This window comes from Sphingobacterium sp. E70, assembly GCF_019285695.1.
Classification (GTDB): Bacteria; Bacteroidota; Bacteroidia; order Sphingobacteriales; family Sphingobacteriaceae; genus Sphingobacterium; species Sphingobacterium detergens.
This window is the reverse complement of the sequence record NZ_CP079104.1, coordinates 2,731,334-2,746,711: the sequence shown is the minus strand read 5'-3', so window position 1 is coordinate 2,746,711 and position 15,378 is coordinate 2,731,334. Positions and strand designations below refer to the sequence as shown.

The following is a 15,378-nucleotide window of genomic DNA, read 5'->3' as shown; positions in this document are numbered from 1 at the left end:
CATATGAAGACAAAATATACGAAATCTGTCCCTTTGATCAATAAACCCCGTGTGAACGTGGTTACTTTGGGCTGTTCGAAAATATTCACGATAGTGAAGTGCTGATGGGCCAGTTGAAAGGTAATCAGATGGAGGTGGTCCATGAAGCCTCAAATATACAGGAGAATGATATTGTTGTCATTAATACCTGCGGATTTATTGACAACGCCAAACAGGAATCTATTGATGCGATTTTGCAATATTCGGAATTAAAGGATCAAGGTAAGATCAATAAGGTGATTGTTACTGGATGTCTTTCGGAACGTTATAAACCCGAATTGCAGGCTGAAATTCCGAGTGTGGATGCCTATTTTGGGACAAATGATCTGCCTGATTTGCTTTCTTCTATCGGAGCAGACTATCGCCATGAATTACTGGGTGAACGCTTATTGACCACTCCTTCCCACTTTTCTTATTTTAAGATCGCCGAAGGTTGTAACCGCCCATGTTCATTCTGTGCAATACCTTTAATGCGTGGTAAGCATGTTTCCAAATCAATTGATGATTTGGTTAAAGAAGCTAAATTTTTGGCGTCAAATGGCACCAAGGAGTTGATTTTAATTGCTCAGGATTTAACCTATTATGGACTGGATATCTACGGTAAACGTAATCTTTCTGATTTGATGCGCCATTTATCAGATGTGGATGGTATCGAATGGATCCGTTTGCAGTATGCTTATCCTTCTGGTTTTCCTATGGATATTTTGGATGCAATGAATGAGCGTTCAAATATTTGTAATTATCTGGATATGCCATTGCAGCATATCTCTGACCCGATGTTGAAGTCTATGCGTAGAGGGACGACGAAACAAAAGCAGATTGATCTTGTCAATGCCATTCGCGACAAAGTACCGAATATCGCATTGCGAACAACACTAATCTGTGGATATCCAGACGAGACCGAACAAGATTTTCAGGAGATGTTGGAATGGGTAGAGGAAACCCGTTTTGACCGTTTGGGCTGTTTTACTTATTCACATGAGGAGAAGACGCACGCACACACCTTGGCGGACAATGTGCCACAAGAAGTAAAAGAAGAACGTGTTGAAGCGATTATGGAGGTTCAACAAGGCATTTCTTATGAGATTAATCAATCTAAAGTAGGTAATACCTATAAAGTGCTTGTGGATCGTGTGGACGGAGATTATTTTATCGGACGAACAGAATATGATTCCCCAGAAGTGGATAATGAGGTGCTGATTTCGGCAGCTGATTCCTATGCACGGATCGGAGATTTTGTTCAGGTAAAAATAGATCGCGCGGAGGATTTCGATCTCTACGGCGAGATTGTTAGAAAATAATACTTGATTGACCCGCGGTGCTCATGAAGATAGTATACAGAAGAGCCTCCTAGATATAGGGAGGCTCTTTTTTTGAAATTGCTTTTTTATTTGATTTGTATTTTTTCATTGAGGTATTAAAGAGCTCGCTATGCCCAGTTTATTGGTTAGAAAGAATCTTTCGTCGATTTTCATAGTTGTTGGTGTTTGTGAAATGATAGCGGTTTCAGTTGGACATTTGTCAATAGAATGATATAATTTAAAAGTGGAATGAGCTTTTTATTAAAAATCAGTATTTTGTCTGCTCAAACTAAATACATTTGTATATCGTACAATAAGCATATATGAAAGCAACTTATATCGAATATAGTGAGACAAACAGTTTCTCCAAAACATTGCTAGCCTACCTGGCTCATGACGAGGCGCTGAAACCGTTTGTTGGACACTGGCCTACATTTGACGGTTTTGAGAAGCAATTGCACAAAAAAGGCATTTTGGCCACCGCAGCATTCTTGTGGAACGCGTAAAAGCTCAATATGCGACATTGTTGCAGGATTCTCCCACAGTAGCTGCAAATATAGATTTGTTGTTGCAGGAGAATACCTATACGATTACCACAGGCCATCAACTGAATATCTTTACAGGGCCATTATACTTTATATTTAAGATTATGACAGCGATACGTCTGTCAGAGGATCTGCGGGTCAAACATCCGGACAAAAACTTTATCCCGGTATATTGGATGGCGACTGAAGATCATGATTTTGAAGAAATTAATCATACCAAGGTCTACGGAAAGAAAATCGCATGGGAGACACCTGCGGTATCCGCTACAGGACGTATGGATACCACCTCCATTGTCGATGTAGTAAAGCAATACACCAATATTCTTGGGCTTTCAGACAATTCTGCTAAGCTTACACGTATTGTAGAGCAAGCTTATCTGAAACACAAAAGGTTGGCAGATGCGACGCGTTATATGGTGAACGAACTTTTTAAATCCTATGGTCTTTTGATTATTGATGCAGATGATAAAGAACTGAAGGAGTTATTTAAGCCGATTATCAAAACGGATATTTTATCCGAAAATAGTTTTAAGGCCATTACAGACAGATCGAAAGAACTGGAAGCGAAAGGGTTTTCTACACAGGTACATGCCCGGGAGATCAATTTCTTCTATCTGACCGATGAATTTAGAGAACGTTTGGTTCTGGCCGCAGACGGCCGATATGAGGTTTTGCATCAAAATATATATTTTACCAAGGAAGAGCTGGAAAGAGAAATAAATGCCCATCCTGAACGTTTTAGTCCAAATGTGGTGATGCGCCCAATGTATCAGGAAATTATCCTTCCTAATTTGGCCTATATTGGTGGTGGTGCTGAGATGGTCTATTGGATGCAATTAAAATCTAATTTTGATCAGTACCAAATAGATTTTCCGATCTTAATTCCGCGAAATTCAGCCATGATTACCGAAGATAACGTGGCCGCCAAGCTTTTCGTGTCGATCTAACCTTCAAAAGCATTTTTCGCCCTGCGGAGGTTTTGAAGAAAGAGTATGTGCGTCGTCATACGAAGGAAAGATTGAATCTGAATGATGAATGGATGGAACTGAATGCGATCTTTGGAAAGATAAGGTTACGTACACACAAAATTGATCCTAGTCTAGGACCTAGCACCGAGGCGATAAAAGCTCGTTTGAAAAAGGCGATGAACAATCTAGAGAAAAAGTTGATGAAAGCCGAAAAACGAAACCATCAGCATGCATTGGCAGATATTGATAACGTAAAGGAGAAGCTCTTTCCCGGAGGAGGATTACAAGAGCGATCTGAAAATTTTGCCTTGTTGTATGTAAAATATGGTGATAACCTTTTTAGAGATCTCTATAAATACTTTAATCCCTTAGATTTCAAATTCACAATCTTATATTAAAAGTCAGTATTTTACTGACTTTTTTTATGAATATCGGACCAAGCAGGAGGAAGAAACTTTGATTTTTGCTTCGTTATTTTTTTATATAATGTTTTATGATGCTTTGTTTATAATTTCATAATATTTCGTTTAGCTTCTGTTAATACGATCGAAGTAGTTTTGTTGCCGTATTACAACCAACAACTAAATGAAAGAAATATTACTTACGACTTGTGCCATTGCGATAGGAACAGGTTTGTATGCGCAAACAACCCAAGCAGGATTTTCCGGAAAGATTACGGACGAGAATAACAAAGGGGTTCAAGGGGCTTCAGTAGAGGTTCGTAACGAGTCTACAGGTTTTACCACCAAAACATCGACCAACGCCAATGGCGATTTCAATTTTAAGGAACTTCCACTCGGAGGACCATACATTATCAAAGTTACCTTTATTGGTTATGGCGAACAGATTCGTTCGGGCTTTACACTAAACCAGGGCGATATGATTCGCTTGAATATTCCGATTCAAAATGCATCTAACGTATTGGAAACGGTTGAGCTCACAGGAGTAAGTACATTGAAAAATAAAATTGAGAACCTTGGTGCTGCAACTGCGGTGACAGCTCGGGATATCGCAAAACTACCTGTCAATGGTCGTAACTTTACGTCTTTAATGGATCTGTCTCCGTTAAGCAAAGGCGATAATATTGGTGGTCAGTTAGGGTCTTCTACCAATTTTACGATAGATGGTATGAACGCGAAAAACCCAACCTCTGCGGGTTCGACAACAAGTCGGAGTGGTGCTCCCTATTCCATCTCTATCGAAGCCGTTCGTGAATTTAAAGTGGTGACAAACCAGTATGATGTAACCTATGGAAGAGCAGGTGGCGGAACGGTCAGTGCTGTGACCAAACAGGGAACAAATAAAACGCAGGGTAGTGCCTGGTTATATTCTCGAGCAGACTGGTTGTCCAGCCCATATGATATTCGGGGAAACAAACGGAGCAACGATTTTTCCACTTATCAATATGGCTTTACTTTGGGGGTCCCATTATAAAAGACAAACTTCATTATTTTGTTGCCTGGGATCATCAGCAGGACTCCCGTCCTCTGATTATTGCTGATATTAACTCTGAAGCCGATGAAAAACGATTTAATGTTACAAACGCAACATTAGATGAATTTGTCAATATCGGGCGGAAAAAGTACGGATTGGGGAACGAACGCCAATATGGTGCTTTCGATAAAAAAGAGGTTCTGACGCGATTTTTGGACGTATTGACTGGCAGATCAATGATAAAAACTTATTGACAATCCGTAATAACTTTACAAGTGATAACAATAAGCTGGGGCTGCAAGACAACAAGCCAATTACTTTATATGAATCTTACGGGAACGATAAGAATATTGATAATAGCCTATTGGCTACTTTGCGTACCACCATTTCCCTAAGGTAACCAATGAGTTAAAAGTACAACATCTCTATACCTATCAGAAAAGTAGTCCCGGAGACCTTTTACCTGGTCAGAATATTCCTCGTGCAATTGTGGAAGATGCGGTATCCAAAGTTGCAGGGGAAGATAAAAAGACCACATTGCAATTGGGAGGGCATCGTTTTGCGCAGGAATCTTTTAAAAATAATGTATTTCAGCTTGTTGATAATATCTATTACAGTACGGATAATATCAATTACACTTTTGGTGTGGACCTGATGTATACCCATGCAAATTCCATTTACGGAAGTGAGGTTAATGGTCGCTTCCACTTTAGACCAAGTGATGGAAAGACGGCTATGCAGAACTTTGACGACATGAAACCATATGCTTACTATCGTGAAGTTCCTTTGATGAGTGATCCGGCTGTGGTCGGTAAAATATTCAATGCCGGTGTGTATGGACAATTGCAAACCAAGTTAGCGCAGGGATTAGACTTGGTTGCCGGTTTGCGATTGGATTACGGACATTATCCTACTTCTCCTCTGAATGAAGAATTGTTAAAAGAAGTTGGTGTCCGTACAGATCATAAACTCAAGTCTTTTGTGGTGCAGCCGCGTTTCCAAATGACCTGGGATGTGAACGAAGAAAGAAAAGATTTCTTTCGAGTGGGCGCAGGTATATTTGCATCGGATATCAATAATTATATGACGATCAATAACCTTACTTTTGATGGAAAGCATTTTGCTACTGTTGATGTTCGCGGTGCGGATGTACCTACACCAAATTTTGTCGACTACAGAAAGGATCCGTCATCCACACCTACTTTAGCCCAGTTTCAGGTCCCGACCATCAATACTTATGGTCCCGATGCCAAAATTCCGGTCGTGTATAAGGCTAATGTATCTTATACACACTTTTTCACAGAAAAGCTGAAGGCAAGTCTTTCCGGATATATGAATTTGGGACGCAATAATTATATGTATGTCGACCGTAATATGGTGAAAGATCCTTTCTTTAGACTTGCAAATGAAGATAATAGAGGCGTATTCGTTCCTGCCGCATCCATCGTCGATGGAGCTCCGGATTGGAAAAAGGAAGGATTTCCGATAAGTTTGGTCGAGTTTTAGAATTGAATTCTGAGGGGAAAGTCAACCAATTTGCTGTCGTATTTGACGCAAGTTATCAGTATTACAAGGATGGAACGATATCGGTTAGCTATACGTGGAATGATGCAAAAGACAATACCTCCTTCAACGGAAATGTAGCCAATACGGCGACTTTATCCTTAGCTGTGAAAGATGATCCTCGTGATTTAAGCAAGATGAGCTATTCGAACAATCAATTCCGTAATAAGATTGTTATTTACGGAACTTTGCCAACGTTTTATGGTGTCAGTGTCGGCGTTCGCTACTCAGGTATCGGAGGTACACGGTATAGTTTGCTCGCCGGCGGAAATATCAATGGAGACTTTGTTGCCGGAGACAATGATCTGGCCTATATTTTTGACCCGAATAATTCCAATACTTCAAAACAGCTGGTTACCGGGCTGAATAATCTGTTGAATAACCCAGAAGCGAGTCAGAGCCTTAAAGATTATATTAAGAAATATCAGGGTAAAATAGCAGACCGTAATGGTGGAGTGAATGGTTTTTATGGTTTGATTGACCTTCGGATTGCTAAAAATTCAATTTATATAAAAACCATGCTCTGGAAATATCAGGGATCTTTTCAACGTTGCCAACTTGTTTAAGAAAACTTGGGGTGTAAATGAGTCTCTAGGCAATCAAAATCTGTATGCTTTAGGTGGGAAAGATGCTGCTGGGGAAAAGTTGATCCCCTTTGATGTTGCAAAGCAACAGTTTAATTACAATGTAAACAATTCAGGTATCGTTACTCCATCTGGTAACCCATACCAATTCCAGCTGGGATTACGTTATTCTTTTAATATGTTTTAGAAAAAGGATAAGGAGCTGTCACAAAAGTCGATTTTGATAAATGGCTCAAAATAAAATTTTAAAATTCATTAAATCAAATGGGAAAGGACCAAAATTCAGTAAGAATTTGGTCCTTTCCCATTTGATTATCTATAAAAGTGATGAATGCCTAAGCATTCATCACTTTTTCTTTTGGCAGGAATACCTCAGCCATCATATGACGGACACTGCCTCCACCACAGGTTTCAATGACATGTAAATCTTGATGAATGATTTTGCCATGTTTTTCCAATTGTGCCGTTTGGTACAGTGTCAATGAGGACAAAGCTTTATCACTTAGGACAATAAAGCGATTTCCATATTTATTTCTCACCTGAAGGCAATTTGCCGCAAAATTTTCCAGTTGATTTTCGTTGATCTCGATGATTTCCTTACCTGTTTCTTTTAATTTCTTTAGTAGTGCATCACGCTCAGATGCATTATCAATCGCAGTGGGGCATAAAATTGCAAAATCTTCTCCCACAGCCAATACCACGTTGGTATGGTAGATAGGTCTACGTTCGCCATGGACTGTCTGAAATGCATGAAAGACAACAGGGTGTAATTTTCCGTTTTACAGTACTCGTCCAACATGGCTCGATCTGCTCGTTCAGACAGGGCACAATAAGCAATACGATGTGTACGATCTAGTACAAGAGCACCTGTTCCTTCTAAATATTGTCGATTATTTTCGGACTCGCTTAGGTCTTTAATCAACTTTACATAATAACCATTTTGCTTCAATGGCCCCTCAAAGTCTAATAAATGTTCTTTTCGACGGTTGGGGGCAAACATCGGATAAAAGATAATTTTACCATCCTGATGGAAAGAGACAATATTGTTCGGAAATATACTGTCTGGGCTTTCGGATTTTCATCGTCTTGAATGACGGTCACTAAAATACCATGTGATTTCAATTCGTTGACAAGGGCATCAAATTCACCTTGTGCTTCTCTATTTACGTCTTCGCCGCTTAGATTTTCAATATCCTTTTGGAAAAAATTATTGACTGCGGTCTGTTCATTTTTGCGGAAGACAGAGGGTCTTACTAGAAGTACGCTGTCTGTTACCTGTTTTCTCATGATTTATAATCGTTATTCGCTGGTTTATATTTGTTAAAAAGAAATGATATTCTTACTTAAATGAGCCTATTGTATGAAAGAGACAGTGTTTGGTTTCGATATTTTTGAGCGAATCAGCGTATCCCAGAATATGCCTGACATTCGTTTTGAATAATAGTCTTTGTGTCAGCAATCACTTTACAATTGGTACTTATACTAATGTATTGAAAAATCAGCGCCATTGCAAAAAGAATATCTTTAAAAAGAAAAAATGGTGGTTGAAAAATAGTAGTATAATCTTTTGTTTTTTGTCATTGTGTCAATTTATTTCAGGATTGATTAGTACATTTTTAAATCTGATAGTTATTGGTTGTTTTTATTTTAATTTTAATGTAGTGAGGACAATCGATTGCACATTCGCTTGTACTTAAAACTGACTTTTTATACACTTTTTTGCTTCGTTTTCAGTCATTTATTTTACTATCTTTGCTCATCCAAAAAACGACTGTTTATAAGAGAGTTAATTACCTAATTATTATGTCGCTAACTGTCTATAAGCGTTAACTTTTTGCACACATGAGCAATATACACTTCCAAGAAAAATTCGAAAGTCGCCACAATGGCCCAAGTCCAGTTGAAGCGAATGAAATGTTGGCCAAATTGGGCGTATCGTCAATTGACCAGCTAATTGACCAAACGGTCCCTTCTCAAATCCGCGCTCCAAAACCTTTAAATCTTCCAAAAGCATTGTCTGAGGTTGCTTATTTAAAGCGGATAGCGGAAATCGCAGAGAAAAATAAAGTTTTTAAATCTTTTATTGGTCAAGGTTACTATGACGTGATCCTTCCAGGTGTAATTCAACGTAATGTGTTTGAAAACCCAGGATGGTATACACAATATACGCCTTACCAAGCAGAAATTGCACAAGGTCGTTTACAGGCACTGTTAAACTTCCAGACCGTTATTTCTGATTTTACTGGATTGAAATTGCAAACGCTTCATTGTTGGATGAAGCTACAGCTGCTGCTGAAGCCATGTTTATGCTTTACTCAGCACGTAAAAACAAAGATGCAAATGTATTCTTGGTTTCTGAAAATGCTTATCCACAGACGATCGACGTATTAAAGACGCGTGCGCTTTCTTTCGGTATCGAGCTGAAAATTACAGCTATTCAAGAATCAGAATTGACAGATGATGTTTTTGCTGCATTTGTACAATACCCAGCAGCGGACGGATCAATCATTGATTACAAATCATTTGCTGACGCTGCACACGGTAAAAATATTACAGTATGTGCGGCTGCGGATCTAATGAGTTTAGCCTTGTTGACTCCTCCGGGAGAATGGGGGCAGATGTTGTTGTTGGTAACTCACAACGTTTTGGTGTACCAATGGGATTCGGTGGTCCTCATGCAGCATTCTTCGCTACACGTGATAGCTTCAAACGTAATATTCCCGGACGTATCATTGGTGTAACTTCTGATTCAAATGGAAAGTACGCTTTACGTATGGCTTTACAAACTCGTGAGCAACATATCCGTCGTGATAAAGCATCTTCGAATATCTGTACTGCGCAAGCTTTATTGGCTATTATGGCCTCTTTCTACGCTGTTTACCATGGTCCAGAAGGAATCAAAAATATTGCATCCCGTATCAATGCTTTAGCAAATTTATTGGATCAAGCTTTACAGTCTTTGGGTTATACTCAATTGAATAACGCTTACTTTGATACATTACGTGTAGATTTAGGTGGACATGCTGGCGCTTTGAAATCTGAAGCGTTGAACAATGAATTGAACTTCTACTACAACGGTTCACAAGTTTCTATCGCTATCGATGAAACAACAACATATGAGGATATCAAAACGATCGTAAAAGTGTTTGCAAAAATTCAAGGCAAAACATTGAACGATGTAGATTTCGATACGCTAGAAGAAAACTTAAGCTCTTCGATTCCTGCGGAATTGGTTCGTACCTCAGCTTACTTAACTCATCCAAACTTTAATAGCTACCATTCTGAACATGAAATGTTACGCTATATTAAATCGTTGGAGGCGAAAGATTTATCGTTGTGTCATTCTATGATCCCATTGGGTTCATGTACAATGAAGCTGAATGCGACAGCTGAAATGACTCCAGTTACCTGGGCGAGATTTGGTGGATTACATCCATTTGCACCAACAGATCAAACTTCGGGTTACATGCAGATGATCGGTGAATTGAACGATTGGTTATCAGAGATCACAGGTTTTGCTAAAATGAGCTTCCAGCCAAATTCAGGAGCGCAAGGTGAATATGCAGGTCTAATGGTTATCCGTGCTTATCATGAGAGCCGCGGCGATCATGGCCGTAACATCTGTTTGATTCCAGCTTCTGCACACGGTACAAACCCTGCATCAGCTTCAATGGCTGGTCTGAAAGTGGTGGTAGTGAAATGTGATGAACTTGGAAATATTGATATCCCAGATTTAAGAGCAAAAGCTGAAGAGCATGCTGCTCACCTGAACTCTTTAATGGTAACTTACCCATCTACACATGGTGTATTTGAGGAATCTATCATTGAAGTTTGTGAAATCATTCACGCCAATGGTGGTCAGGTATATATGGATGGAGCAAACATGAATGCACAGGTAGGTTTGACTAGTCCGGGCCATATTGGTGCTGACGTTTGCCACTTAAACTTGCATAAAACGTTCTGTATTCCACATGGTGGTGGTGGTCCAGGTATGGGGCCGATCGGTGTTGCTAAACACTTGGTACCTTTCTTGCCAAACCATCAAGTTGTTTCTACTTCAGGAGAAGAAGGAATTACTGCTGTTTCGGCTGCACCATTTGGCTCAGCATCAATCCTGATTATCTCCCACGCTTATATTTCGATGATGGGTGGTGAAGGGTTGACTAATGCTACACGTACAGCAATATTGAATGCAAACTATATTAAAGCGCGTTTGGAGAATGCCTACCCAGTACTTTATTCTGGTAGCAATGGTCGTTGTGCGCATGAGATGATCTTAGATTGCCGTGGATTCAAAAATGTAGGTATCGAAGTTGCTGATATCGCAAAACGTTTGATGGACTACGGTTTCCATGCACCAACAGTTTCTTTCCCTGTTGCGGGAACCCTGATGGTTGAACCAACAGAGTCTGAATCTAAAGCTGAATTGGATCGTTTTTGTGATGCATTAGTTGCCATTCGTCAGGAGATTGCTGCGGTTGAATCCGGTGAAGTAGAACAAGCAAATAACGTGTTGAAGCATGCTCCACATACAGCAGCAGTCGTTACTGCAGATGAGTGGGATAGACCTTACAGTCGTCAAACTGCGGCTTATCCGTTGGAGTACGTAAGAGAGCGTAAGTTTTGGCCTTCTGTAGGTCGTGTAAACGACTCTCAGGGAGACCGTACATTGATCTGCTCATGTCCTTCTATCGAAGAATATGCCGAGGCGTAATAGTCTTAAAATAATATGCTTAAAGCCTCTCCACATCGGAGGGGCTTTAATTTTTACGGAGAATTTAGAAACGGTCATTATATTTTTGTTATACAAAATATATTGACTTTTAGCGTGAGACGAATTGGGGCTAGGCAAATAAAGCATTATACTGTAAAAGGTTTAATCCAGACGAGATTATTTGCAGGAGTCTGGGCAATATTTAAGGGGTTTAAATGAAGCCTTTATAAACCAATAGGATAGATACCAAAGAGTATATAAGTATGATGATCCCCAAACATTCTTAGATAAGTTCAGGAAAAACGAATAGGACTATTTTACGGCTATATTTTAAATAGTTGCGCCAATTAAATCATTTTTTTATCTTTCTAACGTTTTATCTAAAAAACCGATAATCATGAAAAGACAATTGAGCATAATGTCCCTATTATTAGGCGCAGCTATTTTGATCACAAGTTGCGGTAATCGCAACGAATCCAAGGATGGTGCAGGAGATGATAATGAAACAAGTGCGGGAATCTCGGATGTGGTTAAGGGGTATCTAATCTAGATAACCTGACTGATGGTGCAAAAAAATGGAAGAACTTCAGGCCAAACTAAAATCTGAAAAACCATTGAGTTCGGACGAATTAAAAGCATTTCTCCCAGAAAGTTTAGACGGTTTGAAAAGAACATCTTATTCTGCCGGCTCGATGTATGGCGTCAGTGTCGTTTCTGGCGACGCAACCTATACTGTTGATGATCAAAAGGATATTAAAATAAGCATTATTGATGGTGCCGGTGAGACCGCTTCGGCTATCGTTAGTCTTGCTCAAATGGGTTTTATGGTCGATTCAGAAAATATTACTGATACGGAAGTAGAGAAAACGGGTGATTTTGAAGGAAAGCGTGCAAAGACAATGGATAATAAAGGTGTAGAAGGTTCGACACCAAAGAGTTCCGAAATCAGTTACCTTGAAAAAGATCGTTATTTGATCACACTAAGAGGCAATGGGTATAGTTTAGATGAGCTGAAAGCATTCATGGGTAAATTGAATGTAAGCGCTTTAAAATAAAATATCGATACGTTACATCGATCTCAAAAAGTCCAGCTATTCCGTCTGGACTTTTTGATGATCAGCTCTCGTGTGCGGTAAATCGCTCAAGAACAACTGGCCATTTCATTGGAGGCGCCTCTGAAAAGGAAGATTATTGTATCATTTTAGGTACAATCACACCGATATCCTATTTTGGAAGTATATTTGTGTTGAAACATTTCGATATGAGGGTAACATCACGATTCAATCTTTTTATTATTGCAGCATTGATCACATCTTGTGCTGGCAATAAATATGCTAAGACCGAAAAGGTATATAAAAACCAAGCAAAAGAGTTTTCTAATTTGTATCGCCAGTCTCCTGTATCTGGGCAGTTGGAGAAAGTAAATGTCAAAGATCAGCAATGGATCGCCTCCATCAATTTTGGTATCCGAAAACCTAATTTTGTCGTCATTCATCATACAGCTCAGGATTCGTTAGGACAGACAATCCGTACCTTTCACTCTGCGAAAGCAGGGGTAAGTTCACATTATGTTGTGGGGCGGGATGGTAAGGTGGTACAGATGGTAAATGATCTATACCGGGCCCATCATGCAGGTTTGGGTAAATGGGGAATGATACTGATCTGAACTCCTCATCGATAGGTATCGAGTTGGATAATAATGGGACGACAGACCCCTGGACGGATGCACAGATAAATGCGTTGATTCAGCTGCTGAACTATTTGAAAAATACCTATAAGATTCCGCAGGCAAATTTTATTGGACATATGGATCTGGCACCTTCGCGTAAAAATGACCCATCACGATTCCCTTGGAAAAAATTGGCCGATCAGGGATTTGGCTATTGGTATGAGGAATTTTTAGAAACGCCACCAATCGATTTTAATCCAAAAATGGCTTTGCGTATTATTGGCTACGATGTCCGTAATCTGGATGCAGCCATAAAGGCTTTTAAAATTCACTATATTCAACAAGATGTGAATACTGCATTTTTGAATGAAAACGATCTAAAGATTATGTATTCCATCTATAAAAATACTTATAGGGGTTTCTTGATCTGTATAAAAATGAGAGGAGCAATTTATGATAGAATTGCTCCTTTTTATTTGCGGGCTAGCAGATCCTAGAGCTTGTATTAGCGTGCTGTTGATGAAGTGTAGACATGATAAGGATGGTGTCGAAGTCCTTCTATCGCCATAGGGCTTTTTGATGATCCTATTTTTGTATTTGTCCCAATAGGTTTCAAATACACGTTGATAGATGAGTTTGAACCAAGGGGTAAATTTCTCTGGAAAGTGCGCGATCTCATCTTCGATCTGCTGCTGATCCATATATTGTATGGCTGCTACTTCTGCAACATTAAAATTAGACTTACCGTTGAATTTTCCAATAAGCACGTGATCAAATTCATGTTCGGTAAGGCCATTGTCAAACTCGGCTTTGTATACAAACGAAAATGAATCATATAGGTCTGATGCCTTGATCCGGAGTTCTTCCATCAGACGACGTTCGGCAGCATCTAAGTTGCTTTCGCCAAGCCGTTGGTGAGAACAGCAGCTATTAGTCCATAAACCGCCGCAATGATATTTGTCCAAAGCCCTTTGCTGCATGAGCAACTGACCCCTGTTATTGAACAAAAAGACACTGAAAGCTCGATGTAGCAAACCCTTCTCGTGAGCTTCGTATTTTCCATACTTCCAATGACACTGTCATTGGAATCGACTAGTATTACATTTTCTTGCTTCATAAGGCTCAAACATAAATATAGTCCAATTTAACCAAATTGGACTATATAATAAATTATCGCGAAGATTTGTTATACAGTTTTTACAAATTTCTCGTCGTAATTTTCAATATCAATGATGTAACCGTTTTTAATTAAGAATTCAAATAGCGGTTTGGCTTCTTCCGAAACGGGCATATTTTGCGTTGTGATGATTTTATTTTCCTTTTTCAATAGGTATGGATAAGCATAAAGCTTTACATTCTTATTGAACATACCTGATATGTAGGATAATAATTCATTGGTGTAGAGTTCTTTATTGTAATTGTCCGAATTGAAGATGTTCTTTAAGTTATAAACGTTTGTTGCAATCCCGATATTTTTGGGTTTGAAGTTGCTTATAAACTCCGCTAAATGGTTGTTTCTACGGAAGTTGCTGACGATAATGTTATTGCCTGTGGCACATAATTCATCTGCTCTCGACGCAAATTCCTGTAGATCTTCATCCGTGATCTCATGTGTATCTTCCAATACATTACCCATTAACACCTCGATCAATACAATGGTATCGCTGTCCGTTGCCCCTGTATTTTTCTTAAACTGCTCGACGGCAAGGTTAAATAGGTCAAAGTTAGGAAGTGATTTCTGGCGGTATTTTGTGCGAAGTAAGATGATATTCTTTTTGTACAAATAATCCTTGATCTGTACTGCTTTACCATCTGGTTGGAAAATAGCAGCCTTTGCAAATCCTTTGGCAATGAGGTATAAGTTGATCAGTCGTTGGCTGACATTTTCAAACAAAGGACCGTTTAACTTAACTAAATCAATTTCGACAGATCCGACAGATAAATTATCGACCAAGGATTCAATTAAGGTCTGCACATTTTCTGTATAGTAGTAAGCCGCAAACAGCAGGTTTACACCGATAATACCCAGTACTTTTTGTTGCAGCTGATTGTCACTGTCCAAAAGTCTGACGTGGACAATAATATCATTTGTAGGGCCACCGACCTCGTGCTGAAAACGGAGACCAATCCAGCCATGAGGCTCATTGGTTTTGGTGAAGTTAAGCGTGGTAACAGTGTCCGCAAAGGCAAAGAATTTTTGTTGCAATACTTATCGCCATGTAGTCGTTGCGTCAGCAGGTTAAATTCATGGGAAAGCATCTTTTTAAGCGGGTTCTGCTGACATATCTGCCGTCTTCTTCCTCACCGTAAATCGCGTCACTAAATGCCATGTCATAAGCCGACATTGTTTTTGCAATTGTGCCGGATGCGGCCCCTGCATTGAAAAAGTTTCGTGCGACTTCCTGTCCAGCACCGATCTCAGCGAAGGTTCCATAAATCTCAGGATTTAGATTTATTTTCAGGGCCTTGCGCTTGGTTTCAAAAATTTCTCTTGCCATAGCACAAAGGTACAAAAATCAAAAGTCTAGTGAAAATTAAAGTATGAAAGAGAAAAACAGAAT

General features: G+C 39.4%; 13 protein-coding genes and 4 pseudogenes. 13 read left to right on the top strand and 4 right to left on the bottom strand.

Annotation, left to right across the window (positions count from 1 at the left end; all coding sequences use genetic code 11):
- Window positions 1-3: 3 nt before the first annotated feature.
- The 8 genes and pseudogenes from rimO (at window position 4) to KUH03_RS19520 (ending at window position 6,621) form a co-directional block, all read left to right on the top strand.
- Window positions 4-1,340 (top strand): annotated as a pseudogene (gene rimO, locus KUH03_RS19545) (30S ribosomal protein S12 methylthiotransferase RimO).
- A 323-nt stretch (window positions 1,341-1,663) separates the two neighbouring features.
- Window positions 1,664-1,846, top strand: coding sequence for a hypothetical protein (locus KUH03_RS46240; RefSeq protein WP_306429650.1), 183 nt, complete (start codon window positions 1,664-1,666; stop codon window positions 1,844-1,846).
- Complete coding sequence (bshC, locus tag KUH03_RS46235; protein WP_306429649.1) at window positions 1,834-2,832, top strand: bacillithiol biosynthesis cysteine-adding enzyme BshC; 999 nt, start codon at window positions 1,834-1,836, stop codon at window positions 2,830-2,832. Before KUH03_RS46240 ends, bshC (KUH03_RS46235) begins: the two co-directional genes overlap by 13 nt.
- Window positions 2,833-2,864: 32 nt before the next feature.
- Complete coding sequence (gene bshC, locus KUH03_RS46230) at window positions 2,865-3,251, top strand: bacillithiol biosynthesis BshC (RefSeq protein ID WP_306429648.1); 387 nt, start codon at window positions 2,865-2,867, stop codon at window positions 3,249-3,251.
- Between the two features lie 187 nt (window positions 3,252-3,438).
- Window positions 3,439-4,287: a carboxypeptidase-like regulatory domain-containing protein gene (locus KUH03_RS19535; protein WP_257095939.1), complete on the top strand. Its 849-nt coding sequence runs from the start codon at window positions 3,439-3,441 to the stop codon at window positions 4,285-4,287.
- Window positions 4,288-4,776: 489 nt separating this feature from the next.
- Window positions 4,777-5,793, top strand: a complete 1,017-nt coding sequence (locus tag KUH03_RS19530) for a TonB-dependent receptor (RefSeq protein ID WP_257095937.1) — start codon at window positions 4,777-4,779, stop codon at window positions 5,791-5,793.
- 2 nt (window positions 5,794-5,795) lie between these two features.
- Window positions 5,796-6,416: a hypothetical protein gene (locus KUH03_RS19525; RefSeq protein WP_257095935.1), complete on the top strand. Its 621-nt coding sequence runs from the start codon at window positions 5,796-5,798 to the stop codon at window positions 6,414-6,416.
- On the top strand, window positions 6,409-6,621 hold the full coding sequence (locus tag KUH03_RS19520; RefSeq protein WP_257095928.1) for a hypothetical protein: 213 nt from the start codon (window positions 6,409-6,411) through the stop codon (window positions 6,619-6,621). The genes KUH03_RS19525 and KUH03_RS19520 overlap by 8 nt, the downstream gene beginning before the upstream one ends.
- A gap of 148 nt (window positions 6,622-6,769) precedes the next feature.
- On the opposite strand, the pseudogene KUH03_RS19515 reads toward KUH03_RS19520, so the two are convergent.
- Window positions 6,770-7,449, bottom strand: a pseudogene (locus KUH03_RS19515) (arginine deiminase-related protein).
- A complete protein-coding gene (locus KUH03_RS19510) occupies window positions 7,398-7,721 on the bottom strand; it encodes an arginine deiminase-related protein (protein WP_257095926.1) in 324 nt (107 codons plus the stop codon). The pseudogene KUH03_RS19515 and the gene KUH03_RS19510 overlap by 52 nt, the downstream one beginning before the upstream one ends.
- Window positions 7,722-8,276: 555 nt before the next feature.
- Between KUH03_RS19510 and gcvP the strand changes: the two are divergent.
- The 5 genes and pseudogenes from gcvP (at window position 8,277) to KUH03_RS46220 (ending at window position 13,314) form a co-directional block, all read left to right on the top strand.
- Window positions 8,277-11,148: pseudogene (gcvP, locus tag KUH03_RS19505) on the top strand (aminomethyl-transferring glycine dehydrogenase).
- Window positions 11,149-11,545: 397 nt separating this feature from the next.
- Window positions 11,546-11,698: a hypothetical protein gene (locus tag KUH03_RS19500; RefSeq protein ID WP_257095924.1), complete on the top strand. Its 153-nt coding sequence runs from the start codon at window positions 11,546-11,548 to the stop codon at window positions 11,696-11,698.
- A 25-nt stretch (window positions 11,699-11,723) separates the two neighbouring features.
- Window positions 11,724-12,203 (top strand): hypothetical protein, encoded by a 480-nt coding sequence (locus KUH03_RS19495; RefSeq protein ID WP_257095922.1) that lies wholly within the window; start codon window positions 11,724-11,726, stop codon window positions 12,201-12,203.
- A 188-nt stretch (window positions 12,204-12,391) separates the two neighbouring features.
- Window positions 12,392-12,814 (top strand): N-acetylmuramoyl-L-alanine amidase, encoded by a 423-nt coding sequence (locus KUH03_RS46225; protein ID WP_306429647.1) that lies wholly within the window; start codon window positions 12,392-12,394, stop codon window positions 12,812-12,814.
- Entirely contained in the window at window positions 12,793-13,314 is a 522-nt protein-coding gene (locus KUH03_RS46220) for an N-acetylmuramoyl-L-alanine amidase (protein ID WP_306429646.1), read from the top strand. The genes KUH03_RS46225 and KUH03_RS46220 overlap by 22 nt, the downstream gene beginning before the upstream one ends.
- On the opposite strand, the gene KUH03_RS19485 is transcribed toward KUH03_RS46220, so the two are convergent.
- Window positions 13,195-13,824, bottom strand: a complete 630-nt coding sequence (locus KUH03_RS19485) for an isopentenyl-diphosphate delta-isomerase (RefSeq protein ID WP_257095920.1) — start codon at window positions 13,822-13,824, stop codon at window positions 13,195-13,197. The genes KUH03_RS46220 and KUH03_RS19485 overlap by 120 nt on opposite strands.
- A gap of 179 nt (window positions 13,825-14,003) precedes the next feature.
- Window positions 14,004-15,315, bottom strand: a pseudogene (locus tag KUH03_RS19480) (nicotinamide mononucleotide adenylyltransferase).
- Window positions 15,316-15,378: the final 63 nt, after the last annotated feature.

What these genes read in the sequence shown, in the direction of transcription:
- KUH03_RS19500 (WP_257095924.1), top strand. Translation starts at nt 11,546, where the DNA reads ATGAAAAGACAATTGAGCATAATGTCCCTATTATTAGGCGCAGCTATT.
- KUH03_RS19495 (WP_257095922.1), top strand. Translation starts at nt 11,724, where the DNA reads ATGGAAGAACTTCAGGCCAAACTAAAATCTGAAAAACCATTGAGTTCG.
- KUH03_RS19510 (WP_257095926.1), bottom strand. Translation starts at nt 7,721, where the DNA reads ATGAGAAAACAGGTAACAGACAGCGTACTTCTAGTAAGACCCTCTGTC.
- KUH03_RS19535 (WP_257095939.1), top strand. Translation starts at nt 3,439, where the DNA reads ATGAAAGAAATATTACTTACGACTTGTGCCATTGCGATAGGAACAGGT.
- KUH03_RS46220 (WP_306429646.1), top strand. Translation starts at nt 12,793, where the DNA reads ATGGGGAATGATACTGATCTGAACTCCTCATCGATAGGTATCGAGTTG.
- KUH03_RS46240 (WP_306429650.1), top strand. Translation starts at nt 1,664, where the DNA reads ATGAAAGCAACTTATATCGAATATAGTGAGACAAACAGTTTCTCCAAA.